Consider the following 21,109-nt stretch of genomic DNA (forward strand, 5'->3'; position numbering starts at 1 on the left):
TTTGATTCTTTAGTGACGATTCGGAAGTGCGGCGTTGCCGGATCGTCAAGCGGGACAGAAAATCGGGGAGTGCCATTTATGGCGAAGGCGGACGCGTGGGGCGCGCCCGGTGGGACGGCCTTTGGGCGGCGCGAGGCGCGAAGCGACGGTCTCGCGGGCAATACGCGGCTAATCGCCGAACCTGCCTACCGACGGCTGCTCGCAGCCGAGCCGCTGTTGCGGCGATCGATACCGGCCCTCATTATCATGTTTCTGTTGATCATCGCAGTACTGCGCTTTCTGTCATTGATGAACGAGCGCGACGAGATCGAGCGCGACGCCAAGGCGATCCTTGCGCTGGCCGCCGGCCAACTGGCCAGTTCGATCGCTGCCGATGCGACCATGGGTTCCACGCCCGGCGCGATCCAGGACCTGCTGGAGAGCACCGGTCGTCAGGGCGCGATGGGCCGAAGCCACGTACTGGCGATCACCGATAGCGCCTTCAAGATCATTGCCGTATCGCCGCAGTCGATGCACTGGGAGGGCCGGTCGCTCGATGGCGTCGTACAGGGCGGGCAGCCGCTGTTCATGTTCGGCGACCGCGCCGGGGTGATGGAGGTCAACATCGGCGGACAGGACTGGTACGCGGCAGTGAGCCTGGCGAATGGCCGAAGGGGTGCCGCGGCAGCGTTCGTGCCGCGGGAGGCAGTTTTTGACGCCTGGCGCAAGACGGTCTCACTCAACGTCACGCTGTTCGTGCTGACGGCCGGTGTGCTGATCATCATCCTGTACGCCTATTTCGGCCAGGCGGCGCGCGCCCAGGCCGCCGATCGCATCTATCTCGAAGCCCACCAGCGCATCGACATGGCGCTGGTGCGCGGCCGCTGCGGCCTGTGGGATTGGGACATGGTGCGCGGCAAGATGTACTGGTCGCGCTCGATGTACGACATGCTGGGCTACGAGCCTTGTGACACGATGCTGTCGTTCGGCGAAGTCGATGAAATCATTCATCCCGAGGACGGCGATTTGTTCGAACTCGCCAACAGGATCGTCGCACGCGAGATCGACCATATCGACCAGGTGTTCCGGATGCGCCATGCCGACGGGCAATGGGTTTGGATGCGCGCAAGAGCACACGTTATCGACCCGGAAGCGCCGGAGATCCAGCTGATCGGCATCGCCGTCGACGTCACCGAGCAGCGGCATCTGGCGCTGCGCTCCGAAGCGGCGGACCTGCGCCTGAGGACGGCCATCGAAAACATCAACGAATCTTTCGTGCTGTGGGATTCGTCCGAGCGCCTGATCATGTGCAATTCCAAATACCAGCAGGACAACGGCCTGTTGGATCGCGACGTGATGCCAGGCGCTCCGCGCGCCGTTCTGGAGGAACGCATGCTGGCCTTCGCCTCGGAGCGGCGGCTTGCCAACACCAACGGACCGCAGGGAGGCGTGACCTTCGAGCGCCAGCTTGCCGACGGCCGCTGGCTGCAGGTGAACGAGTTGCGGACAAGGGACGGCGGTACCGTCTCCGTCGGCTCCGACATCACCCAGATCAAGCTGCACCAGGAGAAGCTGGTCGACAGCGAGCGCCGGCTGATGGCGACAATCCATGACCTCAGCCTTGCCCGCCGCGCGGAAGAAGAACGGGCGCGTGAGCTCGTCGAACTCAATCGCAAATACATGAAGGAAACCGAGCGCGCCGAAGCGGCAAACCGGGCCAAATCCGAATTCCTGGCCAACATGTCGCACGAGTTGCGCACCCCGCTCAACGCGATCATCGGCTTCTCGGAACTGATGGAACGGCGGCTGTTCGGGCCGCTGGGTTCGCCGCGCTACGAAGAGTATGCCACCGACATCAACGGCAGCGGCAAATATCTTCTCGGTGTGATCAATGACATCCTCGACATGTCGAAGATCGAGGCCGGCCAGTTCGCCCTGGATCAGGAAGAAATCGATCTCTGCCCGCTCATCAGGGAGACGGTTCGCGTCGTTTCTCTGCAGGCGGCGGAAAAGTCGATTACCGTCGAAACCCGCATCGCCGATTCGCTGACGCTGTTCGCCGACCGCAGGGCGATCAAGCAGATCCTCATCAACCTTCTGTCCAATGCGGTGAAGTTCACCGGGCAAGGCGGCCACATCTCGGTCAGAGCCCGCAGCATTTCCAGCGCGCTGATCCTGACGATCGAGGACAATGGCTGCGGCATCCCGAAGGCGGCGCTGAGCAAGCTCGGGCGGCCATTCGAACAGGTGCAAAACCAGTTCTCCAAGAGCCATGCCGGCTCCGGCCTCGGCCTCGCCATCTCGCGCTCGCTGGCCGAACTTCAGGGTGGCGCCTTGAAGATCCGCTCGACCGAAGGCACCGGCACGATCGTCTCGGTACGCATCCCGATCAAGAAAGCCGCGCAGGCGGTCAAGGCCGCCGCCTGAATGACAAAATAAGTCTCCGGCGGCTCGCACCGCCGGAGCGTTATCAATTCTCACTGCATGCCGTCAGTGCCATCATTGCCCTCGCCGTCCCATTGGCGGTGACCGCCGGGACCCTTCGGCAGTTCGTTCTTCTCGATTTTCCCGTCATTGTCACGGTCGAGCATGGCGAAGACCTTCTTCTGGCGGCTGGTGATGTCATCGGCGGTCAGCGTGCCGTTGCCCTTGGTGTCGTAACGGGCGATGATGCGCCTGGCCATCTGCTCGAAGCGTGCTTTCTCGAGCGCGTCGGCGAGCTGTGCCACGGTCAGCTTGCCGCCATTGTCGGCGACCATCTTCTTCAGCCGCGCGTCCATGGCGTCGGAGAACTGGTCGAAGGTGATGGTGTCGTCATTGTCCTTCATGACCTTGCCGAGGCGCATCATCATGCCGTCGCGCGGCCCGGCCACGGAGTGCTCGTCTGCATAGGCAGCGGTGCCGACGGCGCCGGCCAGGGCTGCGAAAACGAGTGCAAGTCTGGTTGTCTTTCTCATGGTCTTCTCCTGTTGCATCGTCACCCCCGATGCTAGAGCGGCGGACCTTCAATCCCCCGCTCCATCTCTTTGATTGAACATCGGAACCTCCCAAAGCAGGTCGCAATTTTGGGCCCAATGCTCTCGCCCGTACGGCTGGTTGCCGTCACGGTTGTTTCACACGAAGCAGAAGGTCGAAATCCTTTCTGACCTTCTGCGACGTCTCCTTGAGGTGCGCTTCAAGCACCCCGAAATCCGGCAGGTCGGTGACCGCAAGAAGCAGATCGGAAAGCCCTGGCGGAACGTCGTCGCGTTCGAACGCGCCGGTGAGGCAAAGCCGTATCATCTGGGTCAGCGCCAGATAGAGCGAATAGGCATCCACCAGTTCCTGCCTGACCTGGGCGTTGGCGAAATCCGGCGCCAGGCGCGACAGGACCTCAGCCGTGCCGGTGGCCCTGCGGCCTGCCTCGATCTTTCCCGTTATCAGCGCAACCTGGGCAATGAATTCGAGATCGATGAGGCCGCCCGGGATCAACTTGATGTCCCAGGGATCGCGCGGCGGCTTCTCCTTGTCGACCATGGCGCGCATCTCGGATGCCTCGGCCATCACCTTGGCTGGATCGCGCGGCAGAGCGAGCACTGCGGCAACGTCCCCTTCGACCTCGCGGCAGAGCTCGGCATCGCCGCCGATCGTGCGGGCCCGCGCCAGCGCCATGTGCTCCCATGTCCAGGCGTCCTGGCGCTGATACTTCTTGAAGGCGTCGACATGAGTGGCCACCGGCCCCTTGTTGCCGGACGGCCGCAGGCGAAGGTCGAGCTCGTAGAGCACGCCCTCGGCGGTCGGCGCGGAAACGGCGGCGATCAGCCGCTGTGTCAGCCGGCTGTAGTAATGCGACGGGGCAAGCGGCTTGTCGCCGTCGGACTCCTCCGCATCGGCGTCGTGATCGTAGAGCAGGATGAGGTCGACGTCGGAGCCCGCCGTCAGTTCGCGGCTGCCGAGCTTGCCCATGCCGAGCAGCGCGACCCGGCCGCCGGCAATATAGCCATGACGCAAAGCGAATTCCGCCATCACCGCCTGCAATGCCGCCTCGATGGTCAGGTCGGCGAGATCGGAAAAAGCGCGGCCGGCGCGCGGCGGGTCGATCGACCCGGCAAGCAGCCTGACGCCGATCAGGAATTTTTGCTCCGAAGCAAAGATGCGCAGCCGGTCGAGCACGTCTTCATAGGCTCTGTCGCCTTCGAGGAAGGCGGCAAGGCGCGCCGACAGATAGGCGCGGTTTGGCAGTTCGCTCAGCAGCGCCGGATCGAGCAGCCCATCGAAGACATGCGGCCGGCGCGTGATGATGGCGGCCAGCCGCGGTGCCGCGCCCATGATAGTCGCCATCAGCTTCAGCAAAGCCGGATTCGACTGCAGCAGCGAAAACAGCTGGATGCCGGCAGGCAGGCCGGCAAGGAATTCGTCGAAGCGGATCACTGCCTCGTCCGCCCGCCGCGTCTGACCGAAGGCTTGCAGCAGCGCCGGCGTCAGTTCGGTCAGCCGCTCGCGCGCCTCCGCCGACCGGGTGACGCGGTAGCGGCCGAAGTGCCAGCCGCGGATAACCCGGCAGATGTCGCTCGGCCGCTGGAAGCCGAGCCGCTGCAAGGTCTGCAAGGTATCGGGATCGTCGACGTCCCCGGTAAAGACCAGATTGCCGATGCCGGCCGAAAGCTCCGGCGCGGTTTCGAACAGCGCTGCGTAGTGGCGCTCGACCTGGTGCAGCGCCGCGCGGAACGTTTCGGCAAAGCCTGCCGCATCGGCAAAGCCCAGCATGCGGGCGACGCGCTCCAGCCCCTCTTCGTCCTCCGGCAGGATATGCGTCTGCTGGTCGGCAACCATCTGGATGGCATGTTCGACGCGGCGCAGGAACCAGTATTGCCTGGTGAGCGCATCGCGCGCGTCGGCGGTGATCCAGCCGCGCGCGGCGAGCTCGCCGAGCATCGGCACGGTCTCGCGGCCGCGCAGTTCGGGAAAGCGGCCGCCCGCGATAAGCTGCTGGGTCTGGACGAAGAACTCGATCTCGCGGATGCCGCCGCGACCGAGCTTGACATTGTGGCCTTTGACCGCGACCTCGCCATGGCCTTTGTGGGCATGGATCTGGCGCTTGATCGAATGGACGTCGGCAATCGCCGCATAGTCCATGTATTTGCGCCAGATATAGGGCTGGAGTTCCTTCAGGAACGCGGCGCCGGCGGCAAGATCGCCAGCCACCGGGCGGGCCTTGATCATGGCGGCGCGCTCCCAGTTCTGGCCGCGCGCCTCATAGTAGCGCAGCGCCGCCTCGACCGGGATCGCCAGCGGCGTCGAGCCGGGGTCGGGACGAAGCCTGAGATCGGTGCGGAAGACGTAACCGTGCTCGGTGCGGTCCTGGAGGATACGAACAAGCCGGCGGGTCAGGCGCGAAAACAGCTCTGTGGCATCGAGCGGATCGACGACGGCAGGCGCATCGGGGTCGAAGAAGACGACGAGGTCGATGTCGGAGGAGAAGTTCAGCTCAAGCGCGCCGAGCTTGCCCATGCCGAGCAGAATCCAGCCCGAGCGTCGCGCCGGATTTTTGGCATCCGGCAATCGGAGCTTGCCTTGCTCATGCGCGTCGCGGAGCAGGAAATCGACAGCCGCACGCGTGCAGGCGTCGGCAAGGTCGCTCAGTCGCCGCACCGTCAGCGAGGTCTCGGCCTCGCCGGCGAGATCGGCCAAGGCGATCAGGAAATGCGCCTCCGCCTTACATTGGCGCAGCTCCATCATCAGGCTGCTTTCGGAGACGGCCTCTACGCGTGCCGCCTTGTCGACCGCGGCGCCGATCGATGACAGCTGCGCCTCGACGCTCCCGTCGAAAAGCGCATCGAGTATGCGTGGCCGGCGGCGCGCGGTATCGCGGAGGAACGGCGACAGGTCGAACACCGCGGCGAGGAAATCCTGGACGACCCCCTTGCCGGCGAGAAATTTCGCCAGTCGCGGCAGTTCCTTTTGCCGCGCGGCGTCGGCGATCTCCGACAATTCCTGCCTGGCGCGGCTTGCATCCAGTGGAACGAGCTCTACCGCCGGCTTCAACAGCCAGTCCGTTTCGAGGCGTCGCACTGCTATCCTTGCAACCATCAGCGATCGTCCCGCCCGGGAAAACTCATGACGACCGACAATCCGGGATTGCCGGGCAGAAGCTCAAGCCGTCCATTGTGGAATGTCATGATCGCCTTGGCGAGACTCAAGCCAAGGCCGGATCCCGGCTGCGAGCGGCTCTTTTCCAGCCGCACGAAACGCTCGGTCACCCTGGCGCGGTCAACATCGTCGGGAATGCCCTGGCCGTTGTCGGAGACGGCGAGTCTGATCTCGCTACCGACACGCTCCAGCGTCACGCTAACCGTAGGCCTGGAGGTCGAGTCGGTCGAATATTTGATCGCGTTGTCGACGATGTTGGACAGCGCCTGGCCAATCAGCTCGCGATTGCCGTTGACGGCGAAGGAACCTTGCACCGAAGTTTCGAGCGTCACGCCCGCCTCCTCCGCTACCGGCTCGTAGAGTTCGACGACGTCGTGCACGGCAGCGGCCAGATCAACCCTGGTGGTGCTTTCCGAGGAATAGCCGGCTTCCAGTCGCGAGATCATCAGGATGGCGTTGAAGGTCTTTATCAGCTGATCGGATTCGGCGATCGTTCCTTCCAGCGCCTGCCGGTAGTCGCTGGTGTTGTGCTTGCCGGAAAGCGTCGCCTCGGCGCGATTGCGCAGCCTGGTGAGCGGCGTTTTCAGGTCGTGGGCGATGTTGTCGGAGACCTGCTTCAGGCCCTCGTTCAGCGTGGCGATCCTGGCCAGCATGGAATTGAGGTTTTCCGACAGCCGGTCGAACTCGTCGCCGGCGCCGGTGACCGGCAGCCGGCCGGAAAGATCGCCGCCCATGATGCGGCGGCTCGCCTCCGACACGCTGTCGATGCGCTTCAGCGCCGCGCGCCCGACGAAGAACCAGATCAGCAGCCCGCCGACGCCCATCATGCCGAGCGCCAGCATCAGAGCGCGGCGAATGACGGCGCGGAAGCGCTCCGGCTCGCCGAGGTCGCGGCCGACCAGCATGATCATCTGGTTGGGCAGGCGCAGCACCAGGGCAATGGCGTTATGGCCCTTCTCGCCTTCGGCCTGTACTTCGCTCTGGGCGGGCTCGTTCGGGTCGGAGACCGGGTTGCGCTGCCGCTCGAGCTCGCCCTCGCCGAAGCGGCGGTAGGAGAACGGCTCGGTGGTCCAGCCCTCGGCCTCGATCACGCCCGGCTCCAGACTCTGCACGTTGCCGGTCAGGATCTGGCCGTTGGCATCGGCGATCAGATAGAGATTGGCGCCGGGCTGGCGGGAGCGCTGCTCGACGACGCGGACCAGCAGCGGGAGGCCGCCGCGCTGATAGGCGCGGGCGAGGCCGAGCACCTCGTCGTTGATCGTGTCCTGGGTCTGGCCGGTCAGCATGCGCGCCGACAGCGAGGTCATGTAGAACACGAGCAGCACCGCGCAGATGGCGAACAGCAGGAGGTAGAGCGCCGAAAGCCGCGCTGCCGTCGTCTTCATGATGGCCGGCACGGAAAGAGCCATGGGGTTCTAGCCGCTTTTCAGCATGTAGCCGGCGCCGCGGACTGTGTGCAGGATCGGCTTGTCGAAGCCCTTCTCGATCTTGCCCCGCAGCCGCGAGATATGAACGTCGATGACATTGGTCTGCGGATCGAAATGGTAGTCCCAGACATTCTCGAGCAGCATGGTGCGGGTCACCACCTGGCCGGCATGGCGCATCAGATATTCGAGCAGGCGGAACTCGCGCGGCTGCAGCGTTATCTCGCGCCCGGCGCGGCGCACCGAGTGCGACAGCCGGTCGAGTTCGAGATCACCGACCCGGTAGACGGTTTCGGCTTCCCTGGCGCTGGCGCGGCGGTTCAGCACCTCGACGCGGGCGAGCAGTTCCGAAAAGGCGTAGGGTTTGGTCAGATAGTCGTCGCCGCCGGCGCGCAGACCGGTGACCCGGTCGTCGACTTCGCCGAGCGCCGACAGGATCAGCACGGGCGTCGTATTGCCCCGGGACCTGAGCCCGGCAATGACGGACAGGCCATCGCGGCGCGGCATCATGCGATCAACGACCATGACGTCATAGTCGCCGGAATCGGCGAGCGCGAAGCCGGTTTCGCCGTCGCCGGCGACATGGGCGGTATGGCCGGCCTCGGCGAACGCCTTCTGCAGGTAGTCGGCTGCCTCGCGATCGTCTTCTATGACGAGAATCTTCATAGAACCGTTATACGTGATTTCGCTGGAAGATTGAGTGGCCGGCATATTCATCGTGGCCTTCTCCATGGCGTATCGCGAACAAAGTGATTCAGGGATACGCGGTAAGTCTTTGTTTTAGCATGTCGTAGCCTAAAACCGCCTCACGCCTTGAGCGGCATGTTCGAGCGGCAGCGGGCGATGGGAGGCCCGCTGCCGCTGGGGCGGAACACGATGACTGACGAACGTATTCAGGCCCCGTGCTTTCCCGTGCGGCGGCTCGGGGGTGTTGAAAACCGCCGCACCGGAAAAGTCGACCACTAGAGCGCCGCGCGTCCTCTTGGACGCGCAAAGGACGCTCTAGCACCTTGAATCGGCGCATGAGCCTTTCCGAAAACGGAATACGTGTTCGGGGTCATGCGCTCAGCCCTTGGCGACAGGCAGTGCGACGAAGCGGTTGCTGTCGTCGCGGGTGATCTGCATCAGCACCGCCTTGCGGCCGGACTTCACCGCGTCGGCCATCGCCTTGTCGACGTCGCCGGCGCCGTTCACTTCCGCCGAATTGACGGAGGTGATGACGTCGCCGGGCTGGATGCCGCGATCGGCGGCATCGCTGTCAGGGTCGACATCGGTCACCACAAGGCCCTTGCCATTGTCAGACTTGGTGACGGTCAGGCCGAGATCGGCGAGCGTGTCGGTCTTCGGCGCGGGGGCAGGCTGCTGGTCGGCCGAGGCCTGCTTGTCGCTCGACGGCAGCTTGCCGAGATCGACCTTGACCGCCTCGCTCTTGCCGTTGCGCCACACCGTGACATCGACAGATTTGCCGGGCGGGTAAGCGCCGATCAGACGGGCGAGTTCCTTCGGCGAAGCAACGTCCTTGCCGTCCACCTGGGTGATCACGTCACCGGCGGTGATGCCGGCCTTCTTGCCGGGACCGTTGTCCTGCGCGCTGGCAACGAGCGCGCCCTTGCCGGACCCAAGGCCAAGCGACTCGGCGATTTCGGGCGTGACCGGCTGGATCTCGACGCCGAGCCAGCCGCGCTGGACTGTACCGTTCTTCATCAGATCCTGCACGACCTGCTTGGCGGTCGAAGCGGGAATGTCGAAGGCAATGCCGACGCTGCCGCCCGACGGCGAGAAGATCGCGGTGTTGATGCCGACAACCTGGCCGTTGAGGTTGAAGGTCGGCCCACCCGAATTGCCGCGGTTCACCGAGGCGTCGATCTGGATGAAGTCGTCATAGGGACCGGCGCCGATATCGCGGCCGCGGGCCGAAACGATGCCTGCGGTAACCGTGCCGCCGAGGCCGAACGGATTGCCGACAGCCACCACCCAGTCGCCGACGCGAACCTTGGAATCGTCGGCGAAGTCGACATAGGTGAACTTGTTGCCGTCATCGACCTTGAGCACCGCAAGATCGGTACGCGGATCGGTGCCGATCAGCTTGGCGTCGAGTTCCTTGCCGTCATTGGTCACCACGGTGAAGGCGGTGCCCTCCTCGACGACATGGTTGTTGGTGACGAGATAGCCGTCATCGGAGATGAAGAAGCCGGACCCTTGCGCCACCGGCCGCGGGTGGTCGTTGTTACGGTCACGATGTCCAAAACGGCGCATTCCGTTCGGGCCCTGATCGCCGCCTTGATCGCCAAAGCCGCGGAATTCGCGGAAGAACCGGCGCAGCTGCGGGTTGTCGGGAAGATTGCCTAGACCGTCCTCGTCGTCCATCTGGCCGGAACCGTCATCGGCCGTCGACTGGATCTTGGCCTTGACGCGCACGCTGACGACCGCCGGCGAAACGCGCTCGACCACATCGGCGAAGCTCGGGACCTGCGGTGCCTCGACACGCACGGCGTCGGCCAGCACCGGGGCTGTCCCGGTGGCAACAGCACCAAAGCCGATCGCGCCGGCAATGGCCAGGGATGCGGCTGCGGCCAGCAGGCGTTTGCGGGTGCGTAGATATGAATTGGGGGCAACATTCATGGTTCTCGTATCCTCTTTTCAAGGGACGCCCCTTGATTGGCATCCTCGACAAAGGAAATAGAGAGCCGCACATTACGACGCCATTTCCGGTACATGAAACTTTCGTAATGTATCGATCAATCGCGGCGGAGCATCTTGTCCAGCGCCGCCTGTTCCTCGGCAGTTAATCCAGCGGTCACCGTCGAACGGCGCGAGCGGGCGGCCAGTAGGATGAATGTCCCGCCAACGAGCAGCAGAAGAACTGGCGTCCCCCAGAGCAAAACATTGCGCAGATTGAAGCGTGGCTTCAGCAGCACGAATTCGCCGTAGCGCGAAACGACATAGTCCATCACCTGCCGGTCGGTATCGCCGGCGACCAGGCGCTGGCGCACAAGGATCCGCAGGTCGCGGGCGAGGTCGGCATCGGACTCGTCGATCGACTGGTTCTGGCAGACCATGCAGCGCAGGCCTTCCGACAAAGCGCGCGCCCTTGCCTCGAGCGCCGGGTCGGCCAGCACCTCGTCGGGCTTGACGGCCTGCGCGACGCCGGCGAACAACAGCGCCAGCAGCAGGACCAGCGAGGCCAGCGTGACCCTTTTCATTGCGGGCTCGCCGATGGCACGCCGGCCGCAGCCTTGCGGCGCGACGGTGCGCCGACGCGCAGGCGGCGGTCGAGCAGCGACATCGCCGCGCCCGCCATCATCACCATTCCGCCGCCCCAGATCAGCGTCACCAGCGGCTTCCACCACAGACGAACGACCACAGAGCCATCGCTGCCCTCGTCGCCAAGCGAAAGATAGAGCTGGCTGAAGCCGATCGTCCTGATGCCGGATTCGGTCGTGGTCATCTGGCGCACCGGATATGAGCGCTTGGCCGAGGTGATCTCGCCTGCGACGCTGCCGTCGGCGCCAAGCAGGGCGAAGCGGCCGCGATCCTCACTGTAGTTAGGCCCCTGGGCCGGATAGAGCCCCTCGAAGCGCAGCTTATGGCCGGACAGTTCGACGGTCTCGCCGGCATGCATCGACAGGATTTTTTCGGTGCCGAAGCAAAGCGTGCCGACAATGCCGAGCGTTGTCAGCCCGAGGCCGAGATGCGCAAGCGCTGTTCCGAAGACCGAGCGCCGCAGGCCGGCGAAGCGCCTGAGCATGGTGGCGGGCGCGACGGTGCCGAAGCCGGATTTGACGGCGAGATCGGTGAGCGCGCCGCAGATCAGCCAGAAGGCAAGGCCGACACCGAGTGCCGCAAACACCGAAGCGCCATCGATGAACAGGGCCGTCACCAGCACGGCGAGCAGCGCCGCCGCGAAAGCCGCCATCAGACGCTGGGCGACCGCGAAAATGTCACCGCGCTTCCAGGCGAGGAGCGGCCCGAACGGCACGACGACCAAGAGCGGCACCATCAGCGGGCCGAATGTCAGGTTGAAGAAGGGCGCGCCGACCGAAATCTTGTCGGCAGACAGGGCTTCGACCACGAGCGGGTAGAGCGTGCCGACCAGCACGGTGGCGGTGGCGGTGGTCAGGAACAGATTGTTCAGGACCAGCGCGCCTTCACGCGAGATCGGGTGAAACAGGCCGCCGGCCGTCAGCCGGGAGGCGCGCAAGGCAAACAGCGCCAGCGAGCCGCCGATGAACAGCGTCAGGATGCAGAGGATGAACACGCCGCGCGTCGGATCGGTGGCGAATGCGTGCACCGAGGTCAGCACGCCGGAGCGCACCAGGAAGGTGCCGAGCAGCGACAGCGAGAAGGTCAGGATCGCCAGAAGCAGCGTCCAGATCTTCAGCGCCGAGCGCTTTTCCATGACGATCGCCGAATGCAGCAGCGCCGTGCCCGCCAGCCACGGCATGAAGGATGCGTTCTCGACCGGATCCCAGAACCAGAAGCCGCCCCAGCCGAGCTCGTAGTAGGCCCAGTAGGAGCCCATGGCGATGCCGCCGGTGAGGAACATCCAGGCAACCAATGTCCACGGCCTTACCCAGCGCGCCCACGAAGCGTCAATGCGGCCCTCGATGAGGGCAGCGACAGAGAAGGAAAAGCAGATCGAGAAACCGACATAGCCGAGATAAAGCAGCGGCGGATGGATGGCGAGGCCGAGGTCCTGCAGGATCGGGTTGAGATCGCGGCCCTCGATAGGCGCCGGATTGAGCCTGACGAACGGGTTCGACGTCGTCAGGATGAACAGGAAGAAAGTGGCGCCGATCGCTCCCTGCACGGCAAGCACATTGGCCCGGAGCGTCGTCGGAAGATTGCCGCCGAAGACGGCGACGAGCGCGCCGAAGAAGGTCAGGATCAGCACCCAGAGCAGCATCGAACCTTCGTGATTGCCCCAGGTTCCGGTGATCTTGTAGATCAGCGGCTGCAGCGAATGCGAGTTCTCCCAGACGCTCTCAACCGAGAAGTCCGAGCCGGCGTAGGCGGTTGCCAGCGCCGCGAAAGACAGCGCCGTCAAGGCAAAGCCGGTCAGCGCGGCCGGTGCGCCGACGGCCATCATCTTGTGGTTGCCGGTGCGCGCACCGAACAGCGGCACCATCGTCTGCACCAGGGCCAGCGCAAACGCCAGGACCAGGGCGAAATGTCCGGTTTCAACCATTGTCACCGCACCCGCTAGTCACTCTTGCTCTCCTGCCATACGCCCTTGGCCTTGAGGCCATCGGCCACTTCCTTGGGCATATAGGTCTCGTCATGCTTGGCCAGCACGCTGTCGGCGACAAAGATTCCGTCAGGGCCAAACGAGCCTTCGGTGATCACGCCCTGTCCTTCCCGGAAGAGGTCGGGAAGAATGCCGGTATAGGTGACCTTGACGTCCTTCTGGTTGTCGGTCACCGAAAAGGCGACGGTGGCGCCTTGGCCACGCTCGACCGTGCCTTTTTCGACAAGACCGCCGAGCCTTATGCGCTGGCCCGGCTGAAGGCTGGCGGTGGCCAGATCGGCCGGCATGTAGAAATAGGAGGCCTTCTGGCCAAGCGCATAGAAGGTCAGCCCCGTGGCAACACCGAGAAACCCCAGCCCCGCTGCGATCACCGACAGTCGTTTCTGCTTGCGCGTCATCGTCTACTCCGTCGCCGTCACGCCAAGCGAGGCGGCAAAGGCGGTGAATTTCCTGGCCTGGTCACTGTCCGCGCCAAAGACGGCGATACCGCGATTGAGCGCGTCACGCGCCTGATCTGTCTTGCCCAGCACGGCATAGGAACGAACGAGCTGCATCCACCCTTCCTCGTCGCGCGGATTTTGCCGAAGCCTTTCGTCGAGGCCGGCAACCATGGTGCTGATCATGGCTTGCCGGTCCTGCGGCGACATCGAGGAGGCAGCATCGATATCCTCGGCGGTCGGCCCTTTCGCGGGCGCCTCCGAAGCGACGCTGCGGGCGGCGGATTCGGCCAGCGCCTGCTCGACGGCGCCGCGCCACGGCGAGCCCTGCGGCAAGGCGGCAAGCATCTTTTGCCAGGCCGCCGTGGCTTCAGCTATGCGGCCTTCCTGTGCCATGCCCATGGCGAGATAGAACGAGGCCTTCGGATTGGCCGGATCGAGCTTCAACGCCGCCTCGAAAGCCGCCTGCGCTTCGGCGGAGACAATGCCGCCGGCCGCATTGGCGATCGCCTCGCCAAGACCCGCCTGGCGGGCGGCGCTGTCGCCGTCGAGGCGGATGGCGTTGCGATAGGCGGTCACCGCATCGGCGTATCGCTGCATGCGCAGATAGACCGGCGCCAGCACGTCCCAGCCGCGGCCATCGGATGGGTTGGTCGCCAGGTGCGCCTCGGCGCGGGCTATCAGCTCGTCGACCGAGCTGTCGGCGGGGTTCTTGGCCAGGCGTTCGCTGAGCGGCTGCGACGGCAGGTCGGGTGAGCCGAGCTGGCCATAGAGGCCCCAGCTGACCAGCGGAACCAGCAGCACGGCCGCCGTCGCCACCAGCCTTGTCGACCGCGACGGCTGCGTCGCCGTCTCGTCGGCGTGGCCGGCATTGCTCAGGCGAAGGATGCGGCGGGCGATTTCGGCGCGTGCCTCTTCGGCCTCCATTGGCCGGATCAGGCCACGCGCCATATCGCGGTCAAGCTCGGCCAGCTGGTCGCGATAGACTTCAAGGTCGTGATCGCCGGCAGCGGACGCGTTCTTCGATCCGCCGGCCAACGGCAGCAGCACCGCCAAGCTTGCGCCCAGCGTCAGGAGTGCGGCTATGACCCAAAACAGCATGGCTCTTCCAATAGAACGAGACCCTTGCCCTGCCAACACAAGCGTGCTGCGACGCTTTGGCGGGGCCGCTCCGATCGATAATGCATGTCGCGCAAAAGTGTGCAGCGGTTTTGCGATAACGACCATGCATCAAAACAAGAACCTATAGCGCGTCGCATGACGCCGGTCGAACGCGACGCGCTTTAGTGCCGGACCGGTATCGGCGGATCGACGGCCGGGCGTCTTTGTTTTTGCGCAATTCCGGACGGAAAACCGTTTCACACTTTCCTGGAATTGCTCTACGTCAGCGGCGTCCAGCTGCCGTCGGCATTGCGGCAGGCGGTTCCGCGCGCGGTGGCGCCGGCGGTGCCGGTAAACACCGTATGGGTGTATTGCCGGCAGTCCTGCGAGCCGACGCGATAGGGCTGGGCGGCGACCACTTCGCCGCGATGGGCCGAACTGTCGCTCTTCCAAGCCACTTTCTGGCCGCTCGCCGTGTATTCAAGCGCCTTGTATTCCGCCTCGAGCGCGCTGCGCTTCTCGGTCTCGCTCAGGCCGGCGCCGATAGAACCGCCGACGAGGCCGCCGCCCATGGCGGAGATGATCGTCGTCGCCACCTTGGCGCCGCTGGGGGGCGTCGCGGCCGGCGTCACCGTAACGGCCGGGCCCTTGCCGAGCGTCGTGCAGCCGGAGACGGCGAGCAGGGCGGAAACGAGCGCGACGCGAATCTTCATGCCAATACCGGCTTTCTTGAGCTGGACCGCCGCGCTGTCAGCAGCTGGCGCGGCCATAATGTCGATGTTTGTCGGAAATTTGGCCGCAGCCAGCCACCTGGAAAAGCAATCTGGAAAAGCATTACTGAAGGCTCCGCAATCGAACCATCGCCTTCAATCCACCCATGATGGATCGTTCCAGCGCCAGAGAGCCTCCATACTCGTTGACAAGGTCGGCGACAATGGCAAGTCCGAGCCCGCTGCCCGGTTTTGTCTCGTCGAGCCGCCGGCCGCGCTGCAACACCTCGCGCGCCTTGTCGTCGGGAATGCCGGGGCCGTCATCCTCGATGCTGATCTCGAACAGGTTGGCTGCGCCTTCCGTGCCAGCGCCACCTTTGCTGGAGATTGGCTTGACCGAAACGGCGACCGCGCTCCTTGCCCATTTCATCGCATTGTCGAGCAGATTGCCGAGCAGCTCCTCCAGGTCCTCGCGTTCGCCGGCAAAGACGATGTCGGTGGCCGGCAGCGACAGCGACAGCGCCGTCTGCGGGTTGAGCTTTTGCAGCACCCGAACCATGCGCTGGACCAGCGGCGCCACCGGCGTACGGTAGACTACGCTGTCGCGCTGCGCGGCGACGCGGGCACGTTGCAGATAATGGTCCACTTGCTTTTGCATGGAAGCGGCCTGCTCGGCGATCAGCTGGCCCTTGGCGCCACCCAGCGCCCGTCCCTCGTTGAGCAGCACGGCAAGCGGCGTCTTCAGCGAGTGCGCGAGGTTGCCGACCTGCGTGCGCGACCGCTCGACGATACGCCTGTTGTTCTCGATCAGCGCATTGGTCTCGTTGGCGAGCGGCTCTATCTCGGCCGGGAAACGGCCGTCTAGGCGCTGCGCGGTTCCTTCGCGCACCATGGCAAGCGCATTCCTGACCCGGCGCAGCGGCTGCAGGCCGAGCAGGATGGCAATCGCATTGATGGCGATCATGCCGACGCCGAACAGCGACAGATAGGTCAAAAGGCGCCGCTGGAAGGTGGCGATTTCCTGCTCGAGCTCGGTCTGGTTGCCCATGACGCGGAAGCGCGCGGCGCGGTTTTTCGCATCGAGCACGAACTCGCTCTCGAACACCTCCAACTGCTCGCCTTCGATGCCGTCCGCTGAATAGCTGCGCTGGAAGCTGGCATTGAAGGGCACCTCGGCAACGCTTGGCGACGGGATCGCCTTGGTCATCGACGACGAATGGAGATCGCCGTGCACGCCTTCCGAGGCAGGCTCGACCGACCAGTACCAGCCGGAATTCGGTTCCGAGAACCTCAAATCACCAAGGTCGGGGGCGCCGGTCAATTGGCCGCTTTCAGAAACGCCGACCGAGCCGATCAGGTTGAACAGATGCGCCGAAAGCAGGCTGTCGAAACCGCGCTCGCTGGCCTGGCGATAGAGCGTGGTGATCAAGGTGAAGATGACGACCAGAGTGAGGATCGCCCAGACGGTGGAAAAGGCGATGACGCGAAACGCCACCGAACGCGGCCATGACCGCAGCGACGGCGTGTTCGAGACGGCGGGTTTTGTAGGCAGCGGTTCCGCGTTACGCCTCCGGCTTACGCATGCGGTAGCCCATGCCGCGAACAGTTTCGATCATGTCGATGCCCATCTTCTTGCGAAGCCGTCCGACAAAGACCTCGATCGTGTTGGAATCGCGGTCGAAATCCTGGTCGTAGAGATGCTCGACCAGCTCGGTCCGGGACACCACCTCGCCCATGTGGTGCATCAAATAGGCAAGCAAGCGGAATTCGTGCGAGGTCAGCTTCAGCGGCACGCCGTCGACGTCGGCCTTGGAGGCCTTGGTGTCGAGGCGGAGCGGCCCGCAGGTCAGTTCGGACGAAGCGTGCCCGGCAGCACGCCGGATCAAGGCCCGCACCCTGGCCAGGATTTCCTCGATGTGGAAGGGTTTGGTGACGTAGTCGTCGGCGCCGGCGTCGATGCCGGCAACCTTGTCGCTCCAGCGGTCGCGTGCCGTCAGGATCAGCACCGGCATCTTGCGGCCGCCGCGCCGCCAGCGTTCGACCACGCTGATGCCGTCCATCTGCGGCAGGCCGATGTCGAGCACCACGGCATCGTAGGGCTCAGTGTCGCCGAGAAAGTGCCCTTCCTCGCCGTCGAAAGCGCGGTCGACGACATAGCCGGCATCGACCAGCGCGTCGCCGATCTGCCGGTTGAGATCCTTGTCATCTTCGACGACGAGTACGCGCATGCGGAAGGCCTGTTGAAGCTGTTCAGATATAGGCCGATTCCGGCAGACTGGGAAACGGCACGGTTCAGTTCAGCGGAACGACGATCTCCGAGCGACGCGGACGCTGCCCTTCCTTGCCCGGAACCAGCACGACGATGACGCAGACCGGCTGGCCGCCGCGTGTCGACTGCGAGGCCTTGGCCAAGGTGCCGCCATTCTGCTCGGCCACCTGCTGGCCGATCGCATAGCAGTCGGAGGCGGCGAGGACGACCGGTTGGGGCTGCTCGGGCACGACAATGGGGATCGCCATCGCCTGCGACGCAAGCAGACCGGCGGCTGACAGCGCCAGTGCCGCGGTCCGGAAGTGGGAGCGAAGGGTTTTCATGGTCAGCGTTCTAACGCGCCGGTGCTGAACGTGATATGAACGGTGAACGCTCGAATGCATGCCCGCCACACCCCTGAAGCGCGAGATTACCGGATTGCCATTTCGCCGCCCATCCCGCGAAATTGCCAAGTTTAACCTAGCCCTCCGATCCTTCGCCGACAACCGGGCATCGTTTGGCAGTGAAAGGCAATCGCTTCAGGTTTGCCCCGACTTCGACAATCGATCCGGCAACCGAAGGCAGATTCAGGCGAACCGACGGAAATAAAAACCCGCCTCTGCGGCGGGTCGCTGGCGCCATCAGCACCATAGGCGAATTAGTAGCATAGCTGCCGGCACAAAGCAAGAACAAAATTGCCGGATTGTAAAAAATGCCCGGTGGTCAGCCCTCGTCCTTGATCACGGCGCGGAAGCGCAGCAGCCCGTGATGGGCCGAAAGGTCCTCGTCGTAGCGGGCTTCGGCGAATTCGAGCTTGAGGTAGGCGCGGCGATGTTCGCCGAGCGAGAGAGCCGTATCGCGCAGGCGGGTGCTAACAAGGTCCATGATGTCATTGGTTTCCTTGCTGGCCTCTGATTTCGACCAGACATGCAACGTCAGCAACTGTTCTGCGTCGTTCTCCATTCCCGTTGCCCAATCGTAGACGCTGGTGCGGCCGAAGGTCATGTGGGGGAACGCAACATTTTCCGGCGCACGGTCGAACAATCGTGCGTCGCCCAGTGCCGCCGATAAATCGGGATCGTCATTCACTGCCTCGAATATGGCCTTCTGCAATTCGACGGCCGGCGCGGTCATCGTCTTTCCCTTCGTCCGTCGCGTCGACCTCCCGGCTGCGTAGCTGCGTTGCATGAAGGCATCCCGCCAAAGCGCGAATCAGCGCGTCTCATGCGGATTATGAACCTTCATGATTTCGGCAATAAGCCCTGCTCCTGGAATGCGCGACGCCCCGGCCGTCCGCGCCACGGACCCTTGAGGGTGATGCCAACCTGCGCGAAGTCATTTGGCAGCCACACTCGGGAGGTGCTCTCGGCGTACGGTAGCCTGGCCCTGAAGCTGTCCGTCGTTTTGTGGACGGTGCTTGTCGTGGCGGCAGTATTCTTCATCGCCCAGGCCTGATCGAGCGACATTCATTGATTGGGCGGAAACGAAAGGACCCAAGATGGCAAAGCGCTACGCGCTCCGTATGGAACATCCTCACAGCTGGACCGTCTTCGACGTCTTCACCGGCCAGCCGGTCGAGCTCAAGCAGCAACTCACGGCCAGTTTGAACACGCGCGATGCGGACGCGATGGTCGACCGGCTGAACGGTCGCGACGTCAAGCGGCGAGCGAAGGCGGACCGGAAGCCCTGAGAAAGCGTCTTGTGGACGGATCGCGACGGACTAGCGAAAATCGGCCGCAGTCAGCACATATATGCTCCTGCGGGTGCGGGCATAGGCATTCTTGGCGACATCGTGGATCGAGTTGGAAGCCGTGTCGAAGGCTGCCAGGTAGGTAGCTTCTGAGGCCGCCGTTCCCGGCTGCATCTTGGAGATGGCATCGGTTGCGACAGAGAAGGAAATCTGGAACATCCCGTCATGGCCGACGAAGCGGATGCGTTTGCTTGCCTCGTCGTAGCTGCGGCTGGGATTGGGAAATGTCAGGCTCATGATTTCGCCTCCGTCGATGCAGATACGGCCTTCTTGACTGCCCGTGACGCCCGCTTCTTCTTTGGTGCGACCGGATTCAGAGCTTCCGCCGCGCGGTCCGCCTCTTCCTTGGCCAGTCGCAATTCCCTCAGCCTTGCCGTTTTGATGCTCCTCGCCTTGGCTTCCGAGAGATATTCGGCAGTTGCTTTGTTCCGCTCCGCCGTCTTCTTTTGATTTTCCATGAAGCGGGCCTGAGCTTTTTCCATGATGTTCTGATTGCCTTCGGCCATCGGTAAAATCTCCCTTGCAGCGAAAGTCGTGAATGTGAATTCACCATAAAATAGGTGTTCAAAGATAGAAATTCAATTTCATTAATATTCGGCAAGGCCCGAACACCAGGGGATAACCAGGCAAGATAATACGTTCAATATTTCATGTGCCCTATGAATATTTTTTGGCGCTCCTATCAATCGAGTGCCAGGGCGCCTATAGAGAGGGGCGGCCGCCTAAGCTGGCCCCAGAAAGAGTCCCCATGAAATTCCGGCCACTCCACGATCGCGTCGTCATTCGGCGCGCCGAAAGCGACACCAAATCCAAGGGCGGCATCATCATCCCCGACAATGCCAAAGAAAAACCGCAGGAAGGCGAAGTGATCGCTGTCGGGCCGGGCGCGCGGGACGAAAGCGGCGCGCTGATCCCGCTCGACGTCAAGGCCGGCGACCTCATTCTGTTCGGCAAATGGTCCGGCACCGAGGTCAAGATAGACGGCGAGGACCTTCTGATCATGAAGGAGGCCGATATCATGGGCATCATCGAAAAAAGCGAGACGGGCATCATCGACAAGACCGTGGCTGCCAAGAAGGCCGCCTGATTGGAAGGCCGCGCGCCCTCCCGCGCGCGCGCAAAGGACGCTCCGAGCTTTGATTCAGGCGCTGCAAGCGCCTTGCCACGACAACCGAACTGGAAAAGATCATGTCTGCCAAGGAAATCAAATTCTCCACCGACGCGCGTGACCGCATGCTGCGCGGCGTCGAAATCCTCAACAACGCCGTCAAGGTGACGCTCGGCCCCAAAGGCCGCAACGTCATTATCGACAAGGCCTACGGCGCGCCGCGCGTCACCAAGGACGGGGTGGCCGTGGCAAAGGAAATCGAGCTTTCCGACAAGTTCGAAAACATGGGCGCGCAGATGGTGCGCGAAGTGGCCTCGAAGACCAACGACCTTGCCGGCGACGGCACCACCACCGCCACGGTGCTTGCCGCTTCCATCCTGCGCGAGGGCGCCAAATTCGTTGCCGCCGGCATGAACCCGATGGACCTCAAGCGCGGCATCGATCTTGCCGTCAGCGCCGTCGTCAAGGAAATCCAGGCGCGCGCCAAGAAGGTCAAGTCCTCAGCAGAGATCGCGCAGGTCGGCACCATTGCCGCCAATGGCGACACCAGCGTCGGCGCCATGATCGCCAAGGCGATGGACAAGGTCGGCAATGACGGCGTCATCACCGTCGAGGAAGCCAAGACCGCCGAAACCGAACTAGACGTCGTCGAAGGCATGCAGTTCGACCGCGGCTATCTCTCGCCCTATTTCGTCACCAATGCCGAGAAGATGCGCGTCGAGCTGGAAGAGCCCTACGTGCTCATCCACGAAAAGAAGCTCGGCAATCTGCAGGCGCTGCTGCCCATCCTCGAAGCCGTAGTGCAAAGCGGCAGGCCGCTGCTGATCATCTCCGAGGACGTCGAGGGCGAAGCGCTGGCAACGCTGGTCGTCAACAAGCTGCGCGGCGGCCTCAAGGTAGCGGCCGTCAAGGCGCCTGGCTTCGGTGACCGCCGCAAGGCGATGCTGGAAGACATCGCCGTGCTCACCGCCGGAC

At 63.7% G+C, this 21,109-nt stretch carries 20 protein-coding genes; 4 read left to right on the forward strand and 16 right to left on the reverse strand.

All coding sequences use genetic code 11. The features are described 5' to 3' along the window. The first annotated feature begins 78 nt into the window (after positions 1–78). The gene (locus NKH04_RS24300) at positions 79–2,406 is read left to right on the forward strand and encodes a PAS domain-containing sensor histidine kinase (protein ID WP_353045092.1); all 2,328 of its coding nucleotides are present in this window, start codon (positions 79–81) and stop codon (positions 2,404–2,406) included. 50 nt (positions 2,407–2,456) lie between these two features. On the opposite strand, the gene NKH04_RS24305 is transcribed toward NKH04_RS24300, so the two are convergent. The 14 genes from NKH04_RS24305 to NKH04_RS24370 form a co-directional block, all read right to left on the reverse strand. Then, a complete protein-coding gene (locus tag NKH04_RS24305) occupies positions 2,457–2,936 on the reverse strand; it encodes an EF-hand domain-containing protein (protein ID WP_353045093.1) in 480 nt (159 codons plus the stop codon). A 145-nt stretch (positions 2,937–3,081) separates the two neighbouring features. Continuing rightward, entirely contained in the window at positions 3,082–6,048 is a 2,967-nt protein-coding gene (locus tag NKH04_RS24310) for a bifunctional [glutamine synthetase] adenylyltransferase/[glutamine synthetase]-adenylyl-L-tyrosine phosphorylase (protein WP_353045094.1), read from the reverse strand. After that, positions 6,048–7,517: a sensor histidine kinase gene (locus NKH04_RS24315; RefSeq protein ID WP_353045095.1), complete on the reverse strand. Its 1,470-nt coding sequence runs from the start codon at positions 7,515–7,517 to the stop codon at positions 6,048–6,050. Before NKH04_RS24315 ends, NKH04_RS24310 begins: the two co-directional genes overlap by 1 nt. A gap of 6 nt (positions 7,518–7,523) precedes the next feature. Beyond that, positions 7,524–8,198 carry a response regulator transcription factor gene (locus NKH04_RS24320; RefSeq protein WP_254819962.1) on the reverse strand — a complete coding sequence of 225 codons (675 nt, stop codon included), beginning with the start codon at positions 8,196–8,198 and terminating at the stop codon, positions 7,524–7,526. Positions 8,199–8,597: 399 nt separating this feature from the next. Then, positions 8,598–10,154 carry a Do family serine endopeptidase gene (locus NKH04_RS24325; RefSeq protein WP_353045096.1) on the reverse strand — a complete coding sequence of 519 codons (1,557 nt, stop codon included), beginning with the start codon at positions 10,152–10,154 and terminating at the stop codon, positions 8,598–8,600. A 116-nt stretch (positions 10,155–10,270) separates the two neighbouring features. Then, complete coding sequence (locus NKH04_RS24330) at positions 10,271–10,735, reverse strand: cytochrome c-type biogenesis protein (RefSeq protein ID WP_353045097.1); 465 nt, start codon at positions 10,733–10,735, stop codon at positions 10,271–10,273. Further along, entirely contained in the window at positions 10,732–12,720 is a 1,989-nt protein-coding gene (locus tag NKH04_RS24335) for a heme lyase CcmF/NrfE family subunit (RefSeq protein WP_353045098.1), read from the reverse strand. Before NKH04_RS24335 ends, NKH04_RS24330 begins: the two co-directional genes overlap by 4 nt. Positions 12,721–12,734: 14 nt before the next feature. Next, complete coding sequence (ccmE, locus tag NKH04_RS24340) at positions 12,735–13,178, reverse strand: cytochrome c maturation protein CcmE (RefSeq protein WP_352471012.1); 444 nt, start codon at positions 13,176–13,178, stop codon at positions 12,735–12,737. Between the two features lie 3 nt (positions 13,179–13,181). Beyond that, positions 13,182–14,318 (reverse strand): c-type cytochrome biogenesis protein CcmI, encoded by a 1,137-nt coding sequence (gene ccmI / locus NKH04_RS24345; RefSeq protein ID WP_353045099.1) that lies wholly within the window; start codon positions 14,316–14,318, stop codon positions 13,182–13,184. 278 nt (positions 14,319–14,596) lie between these two features. Beyond that, a complete protein-coding gene (locus NKH04_RS24350) occupies positions 14,597–15,031 on the reverse strand; it encodes an RT0821/Lpp0805 family surface protein (RefSeq protein ID WP_023677823.1) in 435 nt (144 codons plus the stop codon). Between the two features lie 121 nt (positions 15,032–15,152). Further along, on the reverse strand, positions 15,153–16,580 hold the full coding sequence (locus NKH04_RS24355; protein ID WP_352471109.1) for an ATP-binding protein: 1,428 nt from the start codon (positions 16,578–16,580) through the stop codon (positions 15,153–15,155). Positions 16,581–16,590: 10 nt separating this feature from the next. Continuing rightward, complete coding sequence (locus tag NKH04_RS24360; RefSeq protein ID WP_023718390.1) at positions 16,591–17,256, reverse strand: response regulator transcription factor; 666 nt, start codon at positions 17,254–17,256, stop codon at positions 16,591–16,593. Positions 17,257–17,320: 64 nt separating this feature from the next. Next, positions 17,321–17,620 carry a hypothetical protein gene (locus tag NKH04_RS24365; RefSeq protein ID WP_353045100.1) on the reverse strand — a complete coding sequence of 100 codons (300 nt, stop codon included), beginning with the start codon at positions 17,618–17,620 and terminating at the stop codon, positions 17,321–17,323. A 379-nt stretch (positions 17,621–17,999) separates the two neighbouring features. After that, a complete protein-coding gene (locus tag NKH04_RS24370; RefSeq protein ID WP_352471008.1) occupies positions 18,000–18,410 on the reverse strand; it encodes a DUF3168 domain-containing protein in 411 nt (136 codons plus the stop codon). 364 nt (positions 18,411–18,774) lie between these two features. On the opposite strand from NKH04_RS24370, the gene NKH04_RS24375 reads away from it, so the two are divergent. Further along, positions 18,775–18,966, forward strand: a complete 192-nt coding sequence (locus tag NKH04_RS24375; protein WP_352501784.1) for a hypothetical protein — start codon at positions 18,775–18,777, stop codon at positions 18,964–18,966. 30 nt (positions 18,967–18,996) lie between these two features. Here the strand turns inward: NKH04_RS24375 and NKH04_RS24380 are convergent, their stop codons facing one another. Together NKH04_RS24380 and NKH04_RS24385 are read right to left on the reverse strand one after the other, a co-directional pair. Next, on the reverse strand, positions 18,997–19,263 hold the full coding sequence (locus NKH04_RS24380) for a DUF1488 family protein (protein WP_353045101.1): 267 nt from the start codon (positions 19,261–19,263) through the stop codon (positions 18,997–18,999). After that, entirely contained in the window at positions 19,260–19,532 is a 273-nt protein-coding gene (locus NKH04_RS24385; RefSeq protein ID WP_352471005.1) for a hypothetical protein, read from the reverse strand. Before NKH04_RS24385 ends, NKH04_RS24380 begins: the two co-directional genes overlap by 4 nt. Positions 19,533–19,774: 242 nt before the next feature. On the opposite strand from NKH04_RS24385, the gene NKH04_RS24390 reads away from it, so the two are divergent. Further along, entirely contained in the window at positions 19,775–20,113 is a 339-nt protein-coding gene (locus tag NKH04_RS24390) for a co-chaperone GroES (protein WP_352471004.1), read from the forward strand. 101 nt (positions 20,114–20,214) lie between these two features. Further along, the coding region (gene groEL / locus NKH04_RS24395; RefSeq protein WP_353045102.1) for a chaperonin GroEL at positions 20,215–21,109 on the forward strand (895 nt) is incomplete at its 3' end.

This window comes from Mesorhizobium sp. M1365 (assembly GCF_040317865.1).
GTDB lineage: Bacteria > Pseudomonadota > Alphaproteobacteria > Rhizobiales > Rhizobiaceae > Mesorhizobium.

Coding starts and splice junctions, on each gene's coding strand:
- NKH04_RS24330 (WP_353045097.1), bottom strand. CDS start 10,735: ATGAAAAGGGTCACGCTGGCCTCGCTGGTCCTGCTGCTGGCGCTGTTG.
- ccmI (WP_353045099.1), bottom strand. CDS start 14,318: ATGCTGTTTTGGGTCATAGCCGCACTCCTGACGCTGGGCGCAAGCTTG.
- NKH04_RS24315 (WP_353045095.1), bottom strand. CDS start 7,517: ATGGCTCTTTCCGTGCCGGCCATCATGAAGACGACGGCAGCGCGGCTT.
- NKH04_RS24305 (WP_353045093.1), bottom strand. CDS start 2,936: ATGAGAAAGACAACCAGACTTGCACTCGTTTTCGCAGCCCTGGCCGGC.
- NKH04_RS24310 (WP_353045094.1), bottom strand. CDS start 6,048: ATGGTTGCAAGGATAGCAGTGCGACGCCTCGAAACGGACTGGCTGTTG.
- ccmE (WP_352471012.1), bottom strand. CDS start 13,178: ATGACGCGCAAGCAGAAACGACTGTCGGTGATCGCAGCGGGGCTGGGG.
- NKH04_RS24325 (WP_353045096.1), bottom strand. CDS start 10,154: ATGAATGTTGCCCCCAATTCATATCTACGCACCCGCAAACGCCTGCTG.
- NKH04_RS24365 (WP_353045100.1), bottom strand. CDS start 17,620: ATGAAAACCCTTCGCTCCCACTTCCGGACCGCGGCACTGGCGCTGTCA.
- NKH04_RS24385 (WP_352471005.1), bottom strand. CDS start 19,532: ATGGCCGAAGGCAATCAGAACATCATGGAAAAAGCTCAGGCCCGCTTC.
- NKH04_RS24370 (WP_352471008.1), bottom strand. CDS start 18,410: ATGACCGCGCCGGCCGTCGAATTGCAGAAGGCCATATTCGAGGCAGTG.
- NKH04_RS24390 (WP_352471004.1), top strand. CDS start 19,775: ATGAAATTCCGGCCACTCCACGATCGCGTCGTCATTCGGCGCGCCGAA.
- NKH04_RS24360 (WP_023718390.1), bottom strand. CDS start 17,256: ATGCGCGTACTCGTCGTCGAAGATGACAAGGATCTCAACCGGCAGATC.
- NKH04_RS24380 (WP_353045101.1), bottom strand. CDS start 19,263: ATGAGCCTGACATTTCCCAATCCCAGCCGCAGCTACGACGAGGCAAGC.
- NKH04_RS24350 (WP_023677823.1), bottom strand. CDS start 15,031: ATGAAGATTCGCGTCGCGCTCGTTTCCGCCCTGCTCGCCGTCTCCGGC.
- NKH04_RS24320 (WP_254819962.1), bottom strand. CDS start 8,198: ATGAAGATTCTCGTCATAGAAGACGATCGCGAGGCAGCCGACTACCTG.
- NKH04_RS24375 (WP_352501784.1), top strand. CDS start 18,775: ATGGCAAAGCGCTACGCGCTCCGTATGGAACATCCTCACAGCTGGACC.
- NKH04_RS24300 (WP_353045092.1), top strand. CDS start 79: ATGGCGAAGGCGGACGCGTGGGGCGCGCCCGGTGGGACGGCCTTTGGG.
- NKH04_RS24335 (WP_353045098.1), bottom strand. CDS start 12,720: ATGGTTGAAACCGGACATTTCGCCCTGGTCCTGGCGTTTGCGCTGGCC.